The sequence below is a fragment of the Cytobacillus sp. Bac17 genome (genome assembly GCF_024519925.1).
Lineage (GTDB): Bacteria > Bacillota > Bacilli > Bacillales > Cytobacillaceae > Cytobacillus > Cytobacillus pseudoceanisediminis.
This window is the reverse complement of the sequence record NZ_JALJRC010000031.1, coordinates 1-20621: the sequence shown is the minus strand read 5'-3', so window position 1 is coordinate 20621 and position 20621 is coordinate 1. Positions and strand designations below refer to the sequence as shown.

Genomic DNA, 20621 nt, shown 5'->3' with positions numbered 1-20621 from the left:
CTGCACTAAAATCAGAAAGAGGATGGTTTACTTCATCCTCTTTCTTCCAGTTTTTTCAGCATGGAGATCGGCAAAGCTTCTTCACCTTTGCTTCCATTTAGCCGGAATCCCCAGGCAAACACGCCATTCATATATTCAATTTTAAAGTAAACTCCTGGATCTCCATCGATTTCATAAATTTCACCAGGGGAAAAATCATCAGGATTGAGCAGGTAGGATTTCGCCATTATTACTTTGCGCTCAAGTACGGCAAACTCATTTACCATACCCATCTGTTCCGCTTTCCTTGCTTTTTCATTTAAGCTGGCAATTTCTTGCTGAAGCTCATACGTAGTCATTGTACTGTACCTTTTCTCCTGCATATTAACCCCTCTTACTTTCTCTAGATAATCGTATATTGTTTTGGTTAATTCTTGAAACTTCTGTTTAGTCTTTTAATGTGCCCGTTGATTTCCGGTTCGACATAACTAAGTATATGAGAAAATGCCTGTTTAGAAAAGGGTCCTGCCTTTTGTTTTGATGCTATTTCACAAGTATTGAACTTTTTTGTTAAAATGGTGTTTAAAAGACCTTCAAAGGAGGGAAACATATGAAGTCCGTCATCATTACCGGCGCGGGGTCCGGATTAGGCAAAGAGCTTGCTTTATTATTTGCCAGACAAGGATTCCATATTATTTTAACAGGAAGGACTTTGGACAAACTGCAAAGCGTGGAAAAGGAGATTCATGAAGCTGGCGGAAGCGCTCAATCCTTTACATTAGATATTGCAAAACTCCAGGAGATCAGCAGCTTGATGACGCAAATCCAAAGCCATGAACTTTTCGGCTTAATTAACAATGCTGGAGTTGGACACTTTGGGCCATTTGAACGTCTTGGAGAGCAGGAAATACAGGAAATGCTTCAAACAAACGTGCTGGGCACTATTTATATGACTCAGGCTGTTCTGCCTTATTTTAAAGAAAAAAACGGCGGCTTGCTGATGAACATCATTTCGACTGCTGGCTTAAAAGGAAAAGTAAATGAATCTGTGTATGCAGCAAGCAAGTTTGCTGTAAGAGGGTTTACAGAGAGCCTTCAGAAAGAACTCGAAGACACGGATATTAAAGTTAAAGCCGTTTATATGGGCGGAATGGATACCTCTTTCTGGGATGAAAGCGACCATATCAAAAACAAATCCAGGCTTCGTTCTCCTGAAGAAGTGGCAGTAATGATTCTGGATAATTTGAATGAAGAGTCCATTGTAATTGAATCTAAAAAATAACACATGGGCTTCCATGTGTTATTCTTCATCACTTAAATATCGATCAATTAAATCAAACGAAAAGCCCTTTCTAAATAAGGTTTGTTTCATTTTTTGCCTGTATTCAAATTCAGGAAGATTAGCATATTTCCTCTTAGCTTTCTCCGCTTGATACTTTAGGGCAGCCAATTCTTCATCTTCTTCTTTTTCAATCTCCGTTTCAGATATTGCTTCTTGAATGATGTCAAAATTAAAACCTTTACGCATTAACATCTGCTCCAGTTTTTGTTTGAGGATCTTTGATGAATCACGGCCATATTTCTGTGCATGCTTTTCACACAGCCTTATTGCTGTACTTAATTCAGCTTCCCTTGAATACACCTCCAGCGCCTTATCGATTAATTTAGGGGATATCCCTTTCTCCTTTAGTTCAGTGCGGATTAAACCTTTCCCTTTATCTGATGTGTTCATTTGTGTACGCACAAAAGCTTTTGCATATTCTTCATCGTTCAAAAATTTGTAATCATACAATTTGTGAACAACTTCCTGAATAACCGGTTCTTCAACTTCTTTGTCAGCTAAATGTTTGCGGACTTCGGTTTCTGAGCGCATCCTTCTGGATAAATACTGAATAGCCATGTTATAGGATTTCCGGATATCATCCTGATAGCCAATTTCATTTAGTGAAAATTCATCAAGCTCCATTCCTTTTTTGAGCTGATGTTTTATTAATACATCTTCATCCACACTAAATGCATATTCTTCACCTTTCCCATAATCCATATATATATTGTAGCGGTCTGTGTTTTTTTTCTGAAATGTGATTTTCGTAATGATCGGCATTTTCTCCACCTCTTTTCTTAAATGTAACATAATCAAAGCCTCTTTTCGTATTAATTGTTGTTTTCCGCTCCAGGCTGCTCGCTTTCTGCGGGGCACGGGCGGTGAGTCTCTTCGACAGGGTCTTACCGCCTGCTGCAATAAACTCAATAAATAATATACAAAAAGCAACAAACCCTGCGAAAACAGCCTTATCAAAAAAGGATTTTGAAAGAGAACGTCGTAAACTGTAACAAGGTATTTGCACTTGAAAGGGGGAATCGCCCATGAGAATAGCCATCGCAGGCGGAACTGGCTTTGTTGGAAACGCCTTGGTGAAAAAATTACTGGAGAAAAAACATGAAATATTTATTCTAACGAGAAATATATCTCATAAGCAGCATTCTAAAAATCTGAATTATGTACAATGGCTGAACGATGATGATTCACCGGAAGATGTTCTGGAAAGCATTGACGTGTTTATCAACCTGGCTGGTGAGTCCATTAACAGTGGAAGATGGACGGAAGATCGCAAAAAACGGATATTAAACAGCCGCATTACAGCCACGAAGGAAGTTCGCCGGATTATCAGCCGCCTTGAAGAAAAGCCGTATACACTTATAAATGCCAGCGCCGTTGGTTACTATGGCACTTCCCAGGTTGAAACTTTCACCGAATCTTCCAGGAAAAGCGGTACTGATTTTTTGGCTGAAACAGTAAGACGCTGGGAGGAAGAGGCAGCCAAAGCAGAAGAATTTGAAGTCAGGACAGTATTCTGCAGGTTTGGAATCATTCTTGAGAAAAACGATGGTGCTCTTCCGCGAATGGCCCTTCCTTATAAATTATTTGCGGGAGGGACTGTCGGATCAGGCAGCCAATGGGTTTCCTGGATTCATTTAGATGATGCCGTAAGCGGAATCCTTTTTTGCATTGAACACGAACAGCTTCATGGTCCCGTAAATTTCACATCGCCCTATCCTGTGACTATGAAGGAATTTGGGCAAATACTTGGAGAAGTCCTTAATCGCCCGCACTGGATGCCTGCTCCGGGCTTTGCTCTAAAAATAGCTCTTGGAGAGATGAGTACCCTGGTATTAGAGGGGCAAAAAGTACTTCCTGAAAAATTGCAGTCATTCGGTTATGAATTTTTATATCCAGAATTAAAGGCAGCTCTTAGCGATATTTATAAATGAAATTTGTATCATTTTTTTCAAATAAGGGAAAAATAAGGGAAGTGTGAACCTTATTCTGAAAGGATGATACAAAGTGGACAAAAAGAAAAAAGACAAATCCAAAAGCACTTTATCAAGCATGCAGGAAGTAACTTATTCAAGAGAATTCAAAAGAGCTGACAAAGCAGGCGGATTTGCAGGCAGACAGTCAAAACATTAATTTCCACCCATACCATCCCTATTAAAGGCACATGATAAAGGTACGGAAACAATTAGTTTCCGCACCTTTATTGCTGAAAGGGGTTATTTGCAATGGGCCGTGCACATGGACATAAAACTCGTGATAAAAACAAATCATCACTTCCACAAGTACCAAAAAACATGAAATCTGACGGCATCGACGTAGAATTTAACCGCGAACTTGCCGATCATGATGATCTCGAGGCAATGGCACGTTCCAAGGCTGCTGATCAGCGGGCAAAGAGCAGACAAAAACGCTAGCCTAAATAGAAAAGCGGAAGCGCCTTGCCCATGAAGGAGCGCAGACTAAGAATGCCACGTCCTGTGGCAACGTCTGCATAACCCGCATCCTGCGGGCCTTAGGCATAATCGGTTCCTGTAAGAAGGCGTTCTTCCTTCTGAAAGGAAATGGCTTATGACGTCCCTAGGAGCCGCAGCTAGACAAGCTTGTGACCTCGAGGGGGCAGGCACTGGAGCTAGACATTTATCGGCATTCAGAATTCTATGCTTTTCTATTATTAAAGGACAAAAAAAGCAGGAACCTCAGGTTCCTGCTTTTCATATTTCTGCTCAGTGAGTGTGTGCTTCTTTTTTGCCTATTCCGTGACCGCCTTTTATCATTGTTTTAATATAGGGGATGGCGAATCTGTCAACACCCCAGCAGTAAGCACCTGCACCTGTAAATAGAAGGATGATTGCTGCTGTATATAGTATTGGGTTAGTGCTTGTTGTTCCTGCTAATAGGAAATTTAGATTCATGAAAGCTCCTGCGATTAATGCCGGAATGGTCGCTGCTCCAAGTATTAGTCCAATTCCAACGAGGACTTCACCCCATGCAACTAAAGTACTGAATAAATCTGCGTTTGGCAATGCTACATTTTCCAGGAAGCCCGCATACCAGCCCTGCACTGCCGGATGGTCGCCAGCGGCTTGTGCTATGGCCCCCTGCATGAACCCACCTGCATTAAATCCGCCTGCTACCTTATGCCATCCTGCTTCCAGCCATTGTATACCAAGCCAAACCCTTAATATTGTCCACACGACTGCTGTCTTAGGAGTTTTCCACCATTTCATGATAATCATCTCCACGTTATTATTGTGAGGAATTTCACATATTCATTTAAAAATTTTTCCCTATCAGGGAATTTAAAAGCCGGCCAGCTCTCGAGAGGAAAGATTGCTGCCGTGAAGTTATTTGTGAAATACTTCACTAACTTTCCTCACTTATAATATACTTCTTTCCATCCCTTTTCGCAATATACTTCACTAATTCTTCACAAAATATCGGACTATCATTAATAAGGCTGTTTTCATCCGGCCAAAGCGGGAATAGGAATAGTACTGTGTAAATTATTGCTGCATTAAAGGAGGACCTTTGACACATGCTTGAAAGCTTGCTGAAAGATCTCATTGCTATTAATAGCTCTTCAAAGGAAGGAGCAAACCAGGCTATTGAATATTGTCATCAATGGCTGTCGGGTCACGACCTTCCTTCTAGAATAATTGAAAATAATGGATATAAAATGGCAGTCTGTGAAATTGGAAGCGGTGATCAGACCGTTATTTTTAATGGGCATGTGGATGTTGTCTCAGGAAAGGATGAACAGTTCATTCCTGTAGAACTCCGCGATAAAATATATGGACGCGGGGCAGCAGATATGAAAGCCGGGGTTGCGGCCATGATGTGTGCAGTAAAAGAACTCTGCAATAAGCCAATTGGCGTAAAAATTCAGCTTCAAATTGTATCAGATGAAGAAATCGGCGGTTTTAATTGTTCCGGGTATTTAGCAGAACAGGGGTATCGCGGGGATTTTGTCATTTGTTCTGAACCGACTCAGCTCGGAATTGCGCTGGAAGCAAAAGGAGTTATCAGGCTGGACATCCAGATAGACGGAGATCCGGCCCACGGCAGCCGTCCATGGGAAGGAGTCAATGCCATTGAAAAGGCTTTCGAAGTACATCAAAAACTATTAAAATTGCCTTTTGCAAAAGAAGCGTCTGAATTCTTTCCGCAGCCTTCGATTAATCTGGCAAAAATAACTGGAGGAGATGTTTATAATAAGGTGCCTGAAAAATGTATCATGTCGTATGATATCCGGTACTTGCCTGAACAGGATCATGAAGAGATCATCAAACAAATCGAGAATATCACAGATGGAGAAATAATTATGAATATGTTCAGCAAGCCGCTTGTGACAGCCAGAGACAATCCTTTCATCTTAATGCTTGAACCTATTGTTGAAAAACACACAGAAGATAAAGCCGTTTTCTTTGGACAGCATGGTTCTGCTGATACTGTGTTCTTTGCCAATTACGGGATACCAGCTATCGAGTTTGGCCCAACCGGCATGAACTGGCACGGTGATAATGAATATGTCCTGCCGCATTCCATTCATTTATATGAAAAAATGCTCATCGACTTTGCCATGAAATTCTCGAATTAAGATGCAAATTAAATGCTAATAGTCTCCCAATATGGTAAATTTTCGGTATATGATTAAAGGGGGATTCAGAGTAATGAGCTCTATTAGTTTATTGAAAAAATCTGCTGGAATTGTGCTGCAGAAAAAGAACCTGACAAATGTTACTGCCAGAGTTGGACTTGTACTGGACATTTCCGGCTCCATGCGCAAGTTATATAAAAACGGGACTGTCCAAAGGGTTGTGGAGAGAATCTTAGCAGTTGCCAGCCAATTTGATGATGACGGTGCACTTGATATTTGGGTCTATGATAATGAATTTTCCAGGCTGAAGCCGGTAACAGAACATGACTTTGAAGGATATGTGGATCAATATATATTAAATAATGATCTGATTCACAAATTCGGAAGAAATGATGAACCGCCAGTAATGGAGGATGTCATTCAGAAATATACCACAGAAGATCCTAGTAAAGACCCTGCCTTCATTGTTTTCATTAATGATGGGGGCTGTAAAAGAACGATCAAAAAGCCGGTTACAGCATCCTCTGATAAACCATTATTTTGGCAGTTTGTCGGCATAGGCGATTCAAACTTTGAAGTACTGGAAAAATTGGATGAAATGGATGGCCGCTATATCGATAACGCAAACTTTTTCCACATTAAAGATATCGAGACCATTTCTGATAACGAACTTTATGACCTCTTGCTGAATGAATTCCCTGACTGGCTAAAAGAAGCTAAGGAAAAGAATGTCATTTTATAGATAAGCAAAAAGGCGGATTTGATATTAATCAAGTCCGCCTTTTGCATCCCTGCTGGCCATATACCCATTTTGCATCCAACTGTCATTTCAAGCATTAGCACCCACTGCCGCTTTACCGTGAAGCCGATAGTAAAAGCCTTCCTGTTCAAGCAGAGAATCATGAGTACCTTCCTCAATAATCCTGCCCTCTTCAAGAACAAAAATTTTATCCGCTTTCTGAATCGTATTCAGACGGTGGGCAATGACAAAACTGGTCCTGCCTTTCATCAGTTCCTGAAGGGCATCCTGAATCTTAAGCTCTGTCACTGTATCAATGCTGCTTGTTGCTTCATCCAAAATTAAAATGCCCGGGTTAGCCAGAAATGCACGTGCAATGGAAAGAAGCTGCTTCTGCCCCTGACTTATGCCATTTCCGTCCTGACTCAGCACTGTCTCATACCGCTGAGGAAGTTTCATGATAAAGGAATGGGCATTGGCAAGCTTAGCCGCTTCCACCACTTCATCATCTGAGGCTTCCAGCCTGCCGTAGCGGATATTTTCGCGCACAGTGCCGCGGAATAGAAAGGAATCCTGCAGCACAAAACCCATATGCTTCCTCAGGCTTTCTTTTTTCACATTGGCTATATCTCCACCGTCAATTAATATAAGGCCTGAGTCCCGTTCATAAAACCGTGAGAGCAAATTGATCATTGTTGTCTTCCCTGCACCTGTCGGACCAACTAAAGCAGCAGTCTGTCCTGCTTTTACATGAAGGTTTACATCCCTTACCGTATTTCCATCTTCCTCATAAGAAAAAGATACATTATGGAACTCTACCTCGCCTTTTACTCCGGTAAGTTCTTTTAGCTGCTCTTCATTTCTGAATTCTTCATCTTCATCCATAATGTCAAATACCCGCTCTGCTCCTGCAATCGCTGATAAAAGTGTGTTAAACTGGTTTGCCAGGTCATTAAGCGGACGTGTGAATTGCCGGGAATACTCCGTGAATATGACAATGACACCGATTGAAATCATACCATTCAGGGCAAAAATGCCTCCAACCCCGGCAATAATGGCAAAGCTCATGTTGTTCAGAACATTCATCAGCTTCGGGATAAATCCGGAATATGTCTGAGCCCAGAACCCTGCCCCCCTAAGTTTTTCTCCTTTTTCCCGAAACTCGGCTATAACTTTCTTTTCCTGTGAAAAGGTCTTGATGATCCTCTGTCCTGATATGGTCTCTTCAATAAAACCGTTCAGCTCTCCAAGATTCTTTTGCTGCTCTTTGAATAACCTTCCTGTCCGTGCTGTAATCCATTTCATTCCAAAAAACATCAGCGGCACAATGATCAGAGTAATGATCGTCAGCAAAGGACTGAGCCAAAGCATAACGGAAACTGTGCCAATCAAAGTCAGCAGGCTGGAAAAGACCTGGATCACTGAACTGTTCAGAGTCGAGCTGACATTTTCAATATCGTTTGTTACCCTGCTCATCAGTTCCCCCTGCTGCCGCTTGTCAAAGAACGGAATAGGGAGCTTATGCAAATGTTTGAAAAGCTTCGTTCTCATTGTAAATACAGTATCCTGTGCGATGCCGATCATCCAATAATTCTGAAACCAAAGTGCAAGCGAGTTCAGCACATATATGACTCCAAGCCAGATCAGTAAGGCAATAAATCCATTGCTGTTCTTTGTGACAATATACTCGTCGATCGCCATCCCGACTAAATAAGGACCAAGCAGCCCCATTGCTGAGCTGATAACCACCATTAATAGAACAAGAGATAACAACCCTTTATTGTAGGCCAAGTATGTCCAGATTCTTTCTAATGTGAAATTAATGTTCTCAGATTTCGGCTTTTTCCCTTTAGTAAATTCACCATTCAAGTCGAGAGGTATCTTTTTATATTGGAAAGGTTCTTTGAGCTGTTTAAGCATAATTTCTGTTCTCCTCTCCAGATTGGGATTGAAAAATCCGCTTATACAATCCCGATGTTTTAAGGAGATTCTCGTGGTCTCCCTCAGCCAGAAGCCTTCCATCTTCAAGCAATAAGATTCTGTCTGCTTCCATTGCTGTACTGATTTTCTGTGTGATAATCAGTGTTGTACAGGTATATTTTTTTAAAGAACTCAAAAGTTTTGCCTCTGTTTTCATATCCAGTGCACTTGTACTGTCATCAAGCAGAAGGATTTTCGGCATTCTTACTAGCGCCCGGGCAATGGATAGACGCTGTTTTTGCCCGCCCGATAAATTAACACCCTTTTGTCCCACTTTTGTTTCATAACCTCGTGGCAGCTTCATAATCGTTTCATGTATTTGTGCATTGACAGCTGCTTCAGTTATTTCCTCCATCACTGCATCTTCCTTGCCCCATGAAATGTTCTCTTTCACACTGCCTGTAAAAAGCAGGGCTTCCTGAGGTACAAAGCCAATTTTCCTGCGGAGATTCTCCATTTTCATTTCCCTGACATCATGCCCATCAATTTCAACTTTTCCTCCGGTCACATCATATAGCCGGGGGATGAGCTGAAATAAAGAGGTCTTCCCTGAGCCTGTTGCACCTAATATCGCTACTGTTTCCCCGGGATATATTGTAAAGCTGATGCCGTCCAGTACCTTCTCAGAAGTGCCTGGGTAATGAAAAGATACATTATTAAATAGAATTTTGCCCTGACTTACTGTAAGGGCATTCCTGGATTCTGAGCTGTCTGTTAAATCCACATCAGTCTCCAGCACCTCTGCAACACGATTCGCAGAGGCCCGCGCCCTTGAGAATGCCATGATAATCCAGGAAAAAATGGAGAAAGCGGCCGTTATCCTGGTAGCATAGTTAACAATTGCAACAATCTCTCCAACCTTTACATCCCCTGTATTTACCTGTATGCTGCCAAACCAAAGCACGCCAAGAATACTAAGATTCATGATTAAGAGCAAAACAGGCATGGTCACTTCCATTAGGCGCAATGCTTTAACCGTTCCATCTCTAAGATCCTCATTCGTGCGCGTAAATCGTTTCACTTCATGATTTCTGCGGACAAACGCTTTAATTAGCCGAATCCCTGTCAGATTCTCCTGCATGACGCTGTTCACAGAGTCCAGCTTTTCCTGGACTGCTTTAAAGAGCACGCCTCCTTTTCCCATTACCCAAAACAGAAATAGAAAAAGGAATGGGGCCACAGCTGATAAGATAAGAGCAAGTTTCACATTTACCACAAAAGCCATTATAAGGCCGCCAATTATTAATAGAGGGGCTCTCATCATGATTCGAAGACTCATAAAAACGGTATTTTGAAGCTGCGTAATATCATTAGTCATTCGGGTAATTAATGAAGATGTCGGAAAAAGATTAAAGTTGGCAAAAGAGAAGGATTGTACCTTGTCATATAATCTTTTCCTTACATCAAAACCAAAGCTTTGGCTGACATGGGCAGCATAAAAGGAATTAATGACTCCAGCCGCAAAGGCGGCAAAAGAGGCAGCCAGCATAATCCCTCCCCACTTCACTACCTCCTGAAGATTATTCTGAAGGATGCCTTCATCTATGATCTTTGCCATTAGCAATGGCTGAATAAGCTCAACAGCAAGCTCCGTCAGCATTAAGAATAATGCTATTGCCACCGCTATCCGGTAAGGCTTAAGAAATGCTAAAACTTTCGCCATTTATAGTCCCCCAAGCTGTAATTGCAATTTATAATATATGTATAATAAGACAACTAAAATCCTTCGGCAAACTAAATAAACCTATTAATATCATAATCCTTTTTACAAAATTTTTAAATAATTCCATTAAAAAAATTAAAAAACGCCTGGATCAGACCAAGCGCCTATTCATTCTTATATATGGGGGCAATCAGGTCGATCCTGTTTGTCCATATGCCTCCTGAATAATCATCAGGCAGCCGTTCCATGTCTTCCGGTCTGTCAAATCCTTCCGACCAGCTCCCGTCCCCTGCAACCACAATAACTCTTGTGCCTGCATCATCCATTCGATTCAAGAACTTATTTGGCCAGCCCCATAACAGCTTTGTATATGATTCAGGAATATGAAGCTGTGTGTTATGGCAGGAGTTTGGAACATATCCTGTCCACCCCGTTCCTAAATAAGGGAGAAGGCATTCTTTCAAAGTTGCCTTGGACATCACCCTCATTGCAGGCATTTCTTCTATCAGAGCAGCAATAGGTTCGTCTCCTCCATAAACAGATATTTTCTCCAATCTGTCTTCTGAAAACATGGACAGGTATTCAGCAAGCTTTTCTCCTTCTTGGGGATCGTTGCTTTTAATATGGATTAAGAAATCTCCTTCCGGAAACTCTTTCATGACTTCATCAAGGCTTGGCATCATCCCGATTCCTTTACCGCGAAACGGATAGGTTTTTCCATTATCAGCTGTGTAGCCATATCCAATGTCCAGCTTTTTTAATTCCTTCATTGTATAATCTCTGGTATTTCCCTTTGCATTTGTCCGGCATTCCAGCGTCCAATCATGGAACACCGCAAACTGTCCATCCTTTGTAAGCTGAATATCCAGTTCAACTGCATCTGCACCTGCCGCAAAAGCTGCTTCCATGGAAGGAATCGTATTCTCAAGAAAGGAATGCTCAGGCTCGTAAATTCTTTCAGCCGTACAGGTCTCCCCTGTTATCCCTTCCATATGAAAGGTCTGGGCCATTCCTCTATGGGCGAGAAGCAGCGGCTTATCATTTCTTTCTTTTGTAAGCAGGGAGGTGTTGTTTAAAAACATAAATGCGCCGAGAATTAATAAGATTATGATCAGCCGTTTTAAAATCTTCTTTACCTTTTTCATTTGTCCTCCGGTTTTTGCACAAATAATTCTTTTCTCATCCGATTTTACCATAATGCACAATTGGTAAAAATATAAAAGGCCAAATCTAAAGATTCGGCCTTTTATTGTTAGCTTGATTTCCGCCCCAGGTAAGCTTCCATGATTCTAGGATCATTCAGGAGCTTTTGTGAGCTTCCCTCAGCAACCATTTTCCCTGTTTCCAGGACATACCCATAATCGGATATTTTTAGTGCCTGTCTTGCATTCTGCTCCACCAGAAGAACAGTTGTGCCTGCTTCGTTAATTTCTTTAATAATTTTAAAGATATCTGCCACTATTAGAGGGGCCAGCCCCATTGAAGGTTCGTCAAGAAGAAGCAGCTTTGGTTTGCTGAGGATCGCTCTCGCAATGGCCAGCATCTGCTGCTGGCCCCCGGATAATGTTCCTCCAAGCTGCTTCTGTCTTTCTTCAAGGATTGGGAAACGTTCCATTACATTCTTAATATCCTGGTCAATTTCATTGTCCTTCCGATGGTACGCTCCCATCTCAAGATTTTCAAGCACTGTCATTCCTGAAAGAATCTGGCGGCCTTCCGGAACAAGGGCAATCCCTTTGCGCAGCAGCTGGTCCGGCCGCAGTCCCGTTACATCCTGCCCCTGAAATTGAATGCTGCCGGCTTGAGGCTTGAGCAATCCGGAAATGGTCTTCATAGTCGTTGTCTTTCCTGCTCCGTTTGCGCCAAGTATCGTAACAATACTGCCTTCTTCCACTTCGAGGCTGATGCTTTTCAGAACCTGGATTTTTCCATAAAAGGCGTTAATCCCGTTTACCTTAAGCATACAAATCTTCCTCCTCACTGCCGAGATAGGCTTCGATGACATCCGAATTATTTTGGATTTCAGCAGGTGTTCCTTCAGCAATCTTCTTGCCGAAGTTTAGCACGGCAATACGGTCGCATAATTTCATGACAAGCGGCATATCATGCTCAATCAGCAGGACGGTAACGCCTTGTTCCTGAATTTTTTTGATGAGATGAAATAATTCGCTTGTTTCTGTTTCGTTCATTCCGGCTGCCGGTTCATCCAGAAGCAGCAGCTGAGGAGAGCTTGCCAGTGCCCTGGCAATTTCCAGCCTTCTTTGCTGGCCGTATGCCAGGCTGTCAGAAACAATATCCGCAAAACCTCCCAGCCCAACAAACTCTAATAGTTCATTCGCTTTGCTGCGGATTCTTTCTTCTTCTTTCCGCTGTGATTTTGTCCTGAATACACTGCTGAACACCCCGGATTTACTCCGGCAATGCTCCCCAACCATCACATTTTCTTCTGCTGTCATCTGGGGAAACAAGCGAATATTCTGGAATGTTCTGCAAATGCCTTTTTTCGTGATAAGGTGCGGCTTTAAGCCATTGATATTGTCTTCATTAAAGATAATCTCGCCTGAGGTAGGCGTAAACATCGATGTAATCAGATTGAACATCGTTGTCTTCCCGGCTCCGTTTGGACCGATCAGCCCAAAGATCTCTCCCCGGTTAATAGAGAACGAGACATCAGACAGGGCACTCAGCCCGCCAAAGTTTTTACATGCTTTTTTGATTTGAAGTACCATGCTTTTGCCTCCTCTTTGATGCTTTAAGTTTGAGCCAATTTAAAATATTTACATCAATTAATCCCTGTGGCCGGACAGCCATCATAATAATAATGATCAGACCGTAAATCATGTAGCGGTATTCGCTTATAAACCTGAGCACTTCGGGCATTACAGTTAAGAAGAGCGCTCCAAACACCGGTCCCCAAATTACTTCGCTTCCTCCGAAAACTGCGAAAATCAGTATCTCAACCGCACGGTGATAGGCAAAATCGGCCGGACTTATGTAGGCAAGAACATGTGCAAATAATGCACCTGCAAATCCGGCTACCAGTGCCCCCTGTGCAAATGCCAGGACTTTATAATAAGTAATATTGATTCCCATTGACTCTGCTGCTTTTTCATCCAGCTTAATCGCTGCGAAAGCCCGTCCCACTCTGGAGCGGTTCTGCCTTCTGAAAAACGTGATTATGCTGATTGTAACCCCTAACAAAATGAGGAAAATAGCGAGAAATACAAACTGGTTATTTTGGAGTCCAAGTATTTTCGGATCAAAGCCAAATTCTTTTAAAGTATTCAGCAGTTCACGGCCCATATGAGGAATGCCTGATAAACCTACAGCTCCCTTTGTCATAGACTCCCAGTTTACAAAAATAACCCGGATAACCTCTCCAAACCCGAGAGTCACAATGGCGAGATAAACCCCCTGAAGCCTTAATGTCGGTATCCCGATAAGGATTCCGAATAAACCCGCCAATAAAGTGCCCGAAAGTATCCCCACAATAATAGGAAGGTCAAAGTTCAGCGTCAGAAGGGCCGATGTATAGGCACCGATCCCCATAAATCCTGCATTGGCAAGCGAGAGCTGACCAGTTGATAGAGTAATATATATACTTACCCCTAAAATAATGTTGATTAATATAAAAGAAGCTACCTGTAAATAATATGGATTTATTAATTCTGCAAGCATGAGTTCACCTTCTTACGCTGAAATTTTTTGGCCAAACAACCCCTGCGGCCTGATGAGAAGGATGACGATAATTGCCGCAAAAGCTATTGCATCCTTGTATCCCGAATTGCCGTAAACAACGACAAAGGTTTCCGCCAAGCCAAGGATAAGGCCTCCGGCCATCGCTCCCTTGACATTCCCCATGCCGCCAAGAATGATGATGGCAAGTCCTTTTAGCCCAATGGATAATCCCATCTGAGGGGTAACAGAGTTAAATGCCATTCCGACCAGGATCCCGGCAATCCCGCCCATCGCAGATGCGATAATAACAGTCATCGTAATCGTTCTTTTCACATCAACACCAAGCAGGCTTGCAGTTTCAAGATTTTCAGCAGTTGCCCTTAAGGCTTTTCCTGCCTTTGTTTTGCCTAGCCAAAAAGAAAGGGCGTACATGAGAAGGACAGAAATGATAAAGATAACAATCTGCACAAGATATACGGTTATCGAACCAATCTGGAAACTTATTTCCGCAAAAGAAGCACGGAAAGGATGGTTGCCTGGACCAAAAATATGGTGCGACAGGTTCTCCAGCAGTATCGAAACACCAATGGTACTGATCAATGGCGCCAGATGGGATACTCCCTGTTTATTCCTGAGAGGTCTCAGGGCAAATCGCTCAAGCAGATATCCCATTGCGGCAGTTACCAAAATCGCTGCCATAAAGGCCAGCCAAAGCGGCCCTTTGAATGTGGAAGTGACAACAACACCAATGAAGGCCCCGAACATAAAGATTTCTCCGTGTGCCATATTGATAATGCCAAGCACCCCGAAAACCAATGTAAACCCAAGTGCAACGATGGCATAAATGCTGCCAAGGGTAATTCCGTTTATTAATTGTTCAATTAACACGGTATTCACCTACTAACTTTATTTATATGAATCATTTTCTTAAAAGTAAGCTCTGGCACTGATAGCGCCAGAGCTTCACTTTTGCAGCTTTCTTAATTAAATTCCTTAAATGCCCCGCCTTCGATAACCAAAACGGTCGGATCCATTACGACATCCCCTTCTTCATCAAAAGAGAACTCCCCAAGGATTCCATTAAAGCCTTGGATTTCGGCCAAAGCATCACGAAGTGCATCACGATCAGCTTCACCCGCATTTTTTAATGCCTCAGCCATAATGTATAGTGCATCGTAAGCCTGTGCTGCAAATTGGTCAGGCTTTTTGCCGTATTCTTCCTCATACTTACCGACAAATTCCTTGACCTTATCATCTTCTTTTTCACCATACCATGGAGTTGCCACAATCAGTCCATTTGCTGCATCCCCTGCGATATTGATGACCTCAGGAGAATTGAAGCCGTTTCCTCCTACAAACGGGACATCAATGCCCATTTTCCTTGCCTGATCCATTATGACTGCACCTTCATTGTATAGAGCCGAGGCCAGAATAAGGTCTGGCTTTAAACCTTTAATTTTCGTCAATTGCGCATTATAGTCTGATTGTCCTTTTTGGAACGTTTCAATCGTTAAGATTTCAAGCCCCTTCTCTTCTGCTGCTTTTTTCATCGTGTCAAAGCCGGATTTTGTAAAAACATCATCATTTCCATATAGAATTGCTACTTTTTTAGCATCATATTTCTCAATGGCTTTATCTATTGAAGCAGGAATCGCCAATGCTTCAGGCAGCGAGTTTCGGAAGACATAGTCCCCAATTTGCGGAATCCCTTCTGCAGTTGTTGAAGTCCCCATAATCGGTACCCCGTTCAGATCGGCTTCTGGACCAACTACATTCATTTCTGTACTTAATGTAGGCCCGATAATGCCTGTCACATTCTCTGAATTCATAAGCTTTTGTGCTGCTGTCAATGCCTGATCCTGCTTGCCGGCGGAATCTTCTATAACAAGGTTTATCTCGACTTCACCCTTGCCGTTGATTTCTTCCTGTGCGAGCTTTAAGCCATTTGTGATTGCTTCGCCATAAGCTGCACCCGGCCCGCTGATATAAGAAATAACTCCAATATCGGCTTTAACTGCTCCTCCGCTGCTTTCCCCATCCTCATCCCCTGCTGCCTGATTGCCGCCGCATGCAGAGAGGACAAGCAAACTGGACAATGCTGTAAATTGCGCAAATTTCTTTAACTGCTTTCTCATTTTCTCTAACCCCCGTTATCAGAAATAAGTAAATATTCAAAACTATATTACTATTTAAATACAAATGCTTGTCAATGTAAACAATAATATGGAAACTTTTCTTACATATTAATTGACAACGGAAAGCGGAAGTTGCCTGGAACTGAAGCAGATGTTTCATCGTCTGGAAAATGCAGCCTTTCATTGTCTTCTGTCAACAATAGAAATATAGAATCTTTGTTTTTTATGAACATTGTCGTAACTTGTCACAGAATTGTAAGATTAATCTAAAGATATAACCATTGGAGGTGCCCGAAGAAATGGAAGCGATTACAAGAGACTTTTTTCTATATTTATCAAAAAATAGCTTACTGAATAAAATTGCCCAGAACAGAGGCGGAAGTTTTGCGGCAGGTAAATTAATTGGCGGGGGTGATTTCAAAAGCAGCGTCCGCTTTATCAGAGATCTGAATAATCAAGGACTTTCTGTAACAGTGGACCATTTGGGAGAATTTGTTGATTCTGTTGAAGTGGCTAATGAACGGACAGAGGAATGTATTTCAACCATTGAAATGATCAGCAAAGAAGGACTTGATTCACAGGTATCCCTAAAAATGACCTCTCTTGGTCTGGATATCGATTGTGATCTTGTTGTGAAAAACATGACAAGAATTCTTGATACTGCCGAGAAGCATAAAATTATGGTGACAATTGATATGGAGGATGTACCGCGCTGCCAGGCCACTATCGATTTGTTTAAGCAGTTTAAAGAGAAGTACAGCTGTGTAAGTACAGTTCTGCAGGCTTACCTGTATCGGACTGAAAAGGACCTCGAGGATTTGGGGAAATATCAGCCTTTTTTAAGAATGGTAAAAGGTGCTTATAAAGAATCACCGGAGCATGCTTTTCCTGAAAAGACAGATGTAGATGAAAACTATAAGAAATTAATTGAGCAAAGTCTGTTAAACGGAAATTATACAGCAATAGCTTCCCACGATGATCAGATCATTGAGTACACAAAAGAATTGGCAAAGAAGCATAACATTCCAAACGATCGCTTTGAATTCCAAATGCTCTATGGCATGAGGAATAAAACACAGCTGGAACTGGCGAAGCAAGGCTATAAGATGCGTGTCTATGTACCATACGGAATGGACTGGTATGGATATTTCATGAGAAGGCTCGCTGAACGCCCTGCTAATATTGCTTTTGCTTTTAAGGGCATTTTCAAAAAGTAAAACTTTAAAATTATTTTTCTTCCAAAACAATAAAATACAGCTATAATAATAACCAACCATTTGTGATTTCTAAGTAATGAGAAAGCAGCCCACTGCTTTCTCATCGCTTATTTTATCTAAATATTTGTAAACTAACAAAAAGGAGGCTTACAAATGGATTATGCATTAATTATATCCATTACCGTGTATATGATTGGGATGCTTTGGATTGGCTATTATGCCTATAAAAGGACTTCCAATCTATCAGACTACATGCTCGGAGGACGAACACTGGGTCCTGCGGTAACCGCTTTAAGTGCGGGTGCATCCGATATGAGCGGCTGGCTGCTGATGGGACTCCCGGGAGCCATGTATGCCACTGGCCTAAGCGCTTCCTGGATTGTCCTTGGCTTAACACTCGGGGCATGGGCGAACTGGCTTTATGTTGCACCTAGGCTTCGCACGTATACTGAGGTAGCCAATGATTCTATTACGATCCCTGGTTATTTAGAAAACCGTTTCGGGGATGCTTCCAAAATTCTGCGCCTGATTTCAGGATTAGTTATCTTAATTTTCTTTACCTTTTATGTATCATCAGGCATGGTATCCGGGGGAGTATTATTCCAAAGCACCTTTGGGCTGGATTACCACACAGGTTTATGGATCATTACTGGTGTAGTAGTAGCGTATACACTATTCGGTGGATTTCTTGCGGTTAGCTGGACAGACTTTGTTCAAGGTTTGATTATGTTTATCGCCCTCATTCTTGTACCATTAGTAACACTTTTCCATGTAGGCGGATTTGGGCCGGCAATTGATACTGCAAGAACAATCAATCCAGCTTTCCTTGATATCTTTAAAGGAACAAGTCTTTTAGGCATCATTTCCCTTTTTGCTTGGGGACTTGGCTATTTTGGGCAGCCTCATATTATCGTCCGCTTTATGGCTATCAGTTCTGTTAAAGAAATCAAGAAAGCCACCCGCATTGGGATGGGCTGGATGATTTTCTCGAGTATTGGCGCTATGCTGACTGGTTTTGTGGGTATTGCTTATGTTGCTGATACAGGCATTTCAATAGCGGACCCTGAAACCATTTTCATTCTTCTTGGCGAGGTTTTATTCCACCCGATCATCACTGGATTCTTAATCTCAGCCATTCTGGCAGCTATTATGAGTACCATTTCATCACAGCTGCTTGTAACATCAAGCTCATTGACGGAAGATTTATATAAAACGTTCTTCCGCCGCTCAGCTACAGATAAAGAATTGGTTACAATAGGAAGATTATCTGTATTACTAGTTTCTATCATTGCATTGATTATTTCATGGGAGAAAAATGAAACGATTCTAGACCTTGTGGGTTATGCATGGGCTGGTTTCGGATCCGCTTTCGGACCTCTTATCATTCTTAGCTTATATTGGAAGCGCATGACAAGATGGGGAGCATTAGCCGGAATGATTGTTGGGGCAAGCACTGTCATCATTTGGTCTCAAGCCGGATTATCTGAAGTACTTTATGAAATGATTCCAGGCTTTGCTGCCAGCTTAATTGCCATCATAGTGGTAAGCCTTCTAACTGCAAAGCCATCTGCAGAAATCGAAAAACAATTTGCTGACTTTGAAAAATCCTTAAAATAACCTAAACGTTTCAGGACTGGGCCAAGAAAATGCCCGGTCCTTTTTCTTTCGGCAAAATTCGAGTGGTGCCTCCCATTGTTTTTCACTATAATAAGAACAGCAATGTTTAGGAGGGAGTCTTAATGAGTCAGCCGCTGGAGAAAATCCTTAATATGACAGATATAGATGAGATTACAGAAATGGTCAGTACTTTTTTAAAGAAGCCTGTTGTCATCGAGGATGAACAATTCTCACTGCTGGCCTATAGCTCGTATTATATTGAACATTTTGATTTGGCGAACCAGCAGACCATATTTTCTAAGAGATGGCCCATACCCATTTTGGAGAAATTTATGGATGAAGGCATTGTTGATCAGTTAAAGACAATTCCTGAGCCTTTTAGAATTAAGAAAATGGAAGAAATCGGCCTTAACCAGCGCGTGGTTGTAAGTGCAAAATATAAAGAGCAGATACTGGGTTTTATTTGGGTTCAGGAAATAGAAGACGCTCTATCTGAAAGCGAAATGAACTTTCTGCATGATGTTTCCTTTCATATTGGAAAGCTATTATATCAGAAAAACCTGAAAAAACTGCGCAAGGAAGAAGAAAAACATCAATTTTATCAAAAGATTATTGATCGTACCTATCAGACGGAAGATCAGATCAAATGGGAGGCGGCCAATGTTAAAATCATCCTCCCTGAGGCCTTTATCATCAATGTATTTTCTGTCGTGCAGGCAGATGAAGAGATATTTGCGGAATTGAATGAAACCGTTCGGCTGTTTGCAAATGCCCTCAGCCATCCAGCTCACATATTTACAAACCAGCATGAAATTATCGTCATGATCGGCAGCAGTTCACCTGCACCCGGCAGCCTATCAGAAGACGCACATGAATTAACCAATACCGTTCTTAGCCAATTCAGACCGCAGACTGTGTATGCAGGGATCGGAGGAGAATATTCCTCCATCTTAAAACTGCGCAAAAGCTATGCAGAGGCTCTGGAGGTCATCAAAGCCGCCAAATTCATTGGATCACCTGAAGAATTGCCGTATGAATATAAAAAGCTATGGGTATTCCGTTATTTAGAACCTATTGCTCAGCATAACAGCCTGACTAAATATGTAAATGAAGACCTTTTGAAGCTGCAGAAAAAAGACCTGGAAAGCCAAACCAGCCTGCTGAAGACGCTTGAAGTGTATTTATTGAACAACTGCCGCCTTAAGCCGACAGCGGAACAGCTTTTCATCCATACCAATACATTAAAATACCGAATGAAACAAATTACTGATTTAACATCCATCGACTTTGATGACTTTAACACAAGATGCCAGCTGTACATTGATTTACAGCTGCTCAAGCGGAAGAAATAAGAATACTGGCTGGCGGAAGCGATTCATGACGACTTTTTCATGTTTGTTTCCTGATTTGCGGCTCATGAAGCGTCCATGGCGACTATTTTTCCCTTTGCTTCCTGATTTTCGGTTTCCTGAAGTGCTCATGGCGACCATTTTTCCCTTTGCTTCCTGACTTTCGGCTTCATGAAACGTCCATGGCGACCATTTTTCCCTTTGCTTCCTGACTTTCGGATTCATGAAGTGCTCATGGCGACCATTTTTCTACTGGCTTCCTGGTTTTCAGCTTCATGAAGCGGTCATGGCGACCATTTTTCTCTTTGCTTCCTGATTTTCGGCTTCA

General features: G+C 42.0%; 21 protein-coding genes. 9 read left to right on the top strand and 12 right to left on the bottom strand.

Annotation, left to right across the window (positions count from 1 at the left end):
* Positions 1 to 32: 32 nt before the first annotated feature.
* Positions 33 to 362, bottom strand: coding sequence for a YfhH family protein (locus tag NR125_RS24190; RefSeq protein ID WP_009335830.1), 330 nt, complete (start codon positions 360 to 362; stop codon positions 33 to 35).
* A 227-nt stretch (positions 363 to 589) separates the two neighbouring features.
* On the opposite strand from NR125_RS24190, the gene NR125_RS24185 reads away from it, so the two are divergent.
* Positions 590 to 1261 carry an SDR family NAD(P)-dependent oxidoreductase gene (locus tag NR125_RS24185; protein ID WP_071155949.1) on the top strand — a complete coding sequence of 224 codons (672 nt, stop codon included), beginning with the start codon at positions 590 to 592 and terminating at the stop codon, positions 1259 to 1261.
* 18 nt (positions 1262 to 1279) lie between these two features.
* Here the strand turns inward: NR125_RS24185 and recX are convergent, their stop codons facing one another.
* Entirely contained in the window at positions 1280 to 2083 is an 804-nt protein-coding gene (recX, locus tag NR125_RS24180; RefSeq protein WP_009335828.1) for a recombination regulator RecX, read from the bottom strand.
* 263 nt (positions 2084 to 2346) lie between these two features.
* Here recX and NR125_RS24175 point away from each other — a divergent pair, with 263 nt between their 5' ends.
* From NR125_RS24175 to NR125_RS24165, 3 genes are all read left to right on the top strand, one after another.
* On the top strand, positions 2347 to 3252 hold the full coding sequence (locus NR125_RS24175) for a TIGR01777 family oxidoreductase (protein ID WP_009335827.1): 906 nt from the start codon (positions 2347 to 2349) through the stop codon (positions 3250 to 3252).
* Between the two features lie 73 nt (positions 3253 to 3325).
* Positions 3326 to 3451 (top strand): YfhE family protein, encoded by a 126-nt coding sequence (locus NR125_RS24170; RefSeq protein ID WP_081757217.1) that lies wholly within the window; start codon positions 3326 to 3328, stop codon positions 3449 to 3451.
* Positions 3452 to 3543: 92 nt separating this feature from the next.
* Positions 3544 to 3732: a YfhD family protein gene (locus NR125_RS24165; protein ID WP_009335826.1), complete on the top strand. Its 189-nt coding sequence runs from the start codon at positions 3544 to 3546 to the stop codon at positions 3730 to 3732.
* Positions 3733 to 4041: 309 nt separating this feature from the next.
* Here the strand turns inward: NR125_RS24165 and NR125_RS24160 are convergent, their stop codons facing one another.
* Positions 4042 to 4545 (bottom strand): DoxX family protein, encoded by a 504-nt coding sequence (locus tag NR125_RS24160; RefSeq protein WP_019383496.1) that lies wholly within the window; start codon positions 4543 to 4545, stop codon positions 4042 to 4044.
* A 308-nt stretch (positions 4546 to 4853) separates the two neighbouring features.
* On the opposite strand from NR125_RS24160, the gene NR125_RS24155 reads away from it, so the two are divergent.
* Together NR125_RS24155 and NR125_RS24150 are read left to right on the top strand one after the other, a co-directional pair.
* Positions 4854 to 5915, top strand: coding sequence for a M20 family metallopeptidase (locus NR125_RS24155; protein WP_192908299.1), 1062 nt, complete (start codon positions 4854 to 4856; stop codon positions 5913 to 5915).
* A 73-nt stretch (positions 5916 to 5988) separates the two neighbouring features.
* Positions 5989 to 6657, top strand: a complete 669-nt coding sequence (locus tag NR125_RS24150; protein WP_071155947.1) for a vWA domain-containing protein — start codon at positions 5989 to 5991, stop codon at positions 6655 to 6657.
* A gap of 87 nt (positions 6658 to 6744) precedes the next feature.
* Here the strand turns inward: NR125_RS24150 and NR125_RS24145 are convergent, their stop codons facing one another.
* The 8 genes from NR125_RS24145 to NR125_RS24110 form a co-directional block, all read right to left on the bottom strand.
* Positions 6745 to 8574: an ABC transporter ATP-binding protein gene (locus NR125_RS24145; RefSeq protein ID WP_192908298.1), complete on the bottom strand. Its 1830-nt coding sequence runs from the start codon at positions 8572 to 8574 to the stop codon at positions 6745 to 6747.
* Positions 8567 to 10297: an ABC transporter ATP-binding protein gene (locus NR125_RS24140; RefSeq protein WP_009335821.1), complete on the bottom strand. Its 1731-nt coding sequence runs from the start codon at positions 10295 to 10297 to the stop codon at positions 8567 to 8569. Before NR125_RS24140 ends, NR125_RS24145 begins: the two co-directional genes overlap by 8 nt.
* A 164-nt stretch (positions 10298 to 10461) precedes the next feature.
* A complete protein-coding gene (locus NR125_RS24135) occupies positions 10462 to 11442 on the bottom strand; it encodes a glycerophosphodiester phosphodiesterase family protein (protein ID WP_019383492.1) in 981 nt (326 codons plus the stop codon).
* Between the two features lie 107 nt (positions 11443 to 11549).
* On the bottom strand, positions 11550 to 12260 hold the full coding sequence (locus NR125_RS24130) for an ABC transporter ATP-binding protein (RefSeq protein WP_009335819.1): 711 nt from the start codon (positions 12258 to 12260) through the stop codon (positions 11550 to 11552).
* Entirely contained in the window at positions 12253 to 13026 is a 774-nt protein-coding gene (locus NR125_RS24125) for an ABC transporter ATP-binding protein (RefSeq protein ID WP_009335818.1), read from the bottom strand. The genes NR125_RS24130 and NR125_RS24125 overlap by 8 nt, the downstream gene beginning before the upstream one ends.
* Positions 12998 to 13975 carry a branched-chain amino acid ABC transporter permease gene (locus NR125_RS24120; protein WP_009335817.1) on the bottom strand — a complete coding sequence of 326 codons (978 nt, stop codon included), beginning with the start codon at positions 13973 to 13975 and terminating at the stop codon, positions 12998 to 13000. The genes NR125_RS24125 and NR125_RS24120 overlap by 29 nt, the downstream gene beginning before the upstream one ends.
* A 12-nt stretch (positions 13976 to 13987) precedes the next feature.
* Complete coding sequence (locus NR125_RS24115) at positions 13988 to 14863, bottom strand: branched-chain amino acid ABC transporter permease (protein WP_009335816.1); 876 nt, start codon at positions 14861 to 14863, stop codon at positions 13988 to 13990.
* 92 nt (positions 14864 to 14955) lie between these two features.
* Positions 14956 to 16110: an ABC transporter substrate-binding protein gene (locus NR125_RS24110; RefSeq protein ID WP_009335815.1), complete on the bottom strand. Its 1155-nt coding sequence runs from the start codon at positions 16108 to 16110 to the stop codon at positions 14956 to 14958.
* Between the two features lie 299 nt (positions 16111 to 16409).
* Between NR125_RS24110 and NR125_RS24105 the strand changes: the two genes are divergently transcribed.
* From NR125_RS24105 to NR125_RS24095, 3 genes are all read left to right on the top strand, one after another.
* Positions 16410 to 17327: a proline dehydrogenase family protein gene (locus NR125_RS24105; RefSeq protein WP_256816268.1), complete on the top strand. Its 918-nt coding sequence runs from the start codon at positions 16410 to 16412 to the stop codon at positions 17325 to 17327.
* Between the two features lie 153 nt (positions 17328 to 17480).
* Positions 17481 to 18944, top strand: coding sequence for a sodium/proline symporter PutP (gene putP, locus NR125_RS24100; RefSeq protein WP_071155941.1), 1464 nt, complete (start codon positions 17481 to 17483; stop codon positions 18942 to 18944).
* A gap of 122 nt (positions 18945 to 19066) precedes the next feature.
* Positions 19067 to 20296 carry a PucR family transcriptional regulator gene (locus NR125_RS24095; RefSeq protein ID WP_019383490.1) on the top strand — a complete coding sequence of 410 codons (1230 nt, stop codon included), beginning with the start codon at positions 19067 to 19069 and terminating at the stop codon, positions 20294 to 20296.
* Here NR125_RS24095 and NR125_RS24090 read toward each other — a convergent pair.
* Entirely contained in the window at positions 20270 to 20518 is a 249-nt protein-coding gene (locus tag NR125_RS24090) for a hypothetical protein (RefSeq protein WP_192908297.1), read from the bottom strand. The genes NR125_RS24095 and NR125_RS24090 overlap by 27 nt on opposite strands.
* Positions 20519 to 20621: the final 103 nt, after the last annotated feature.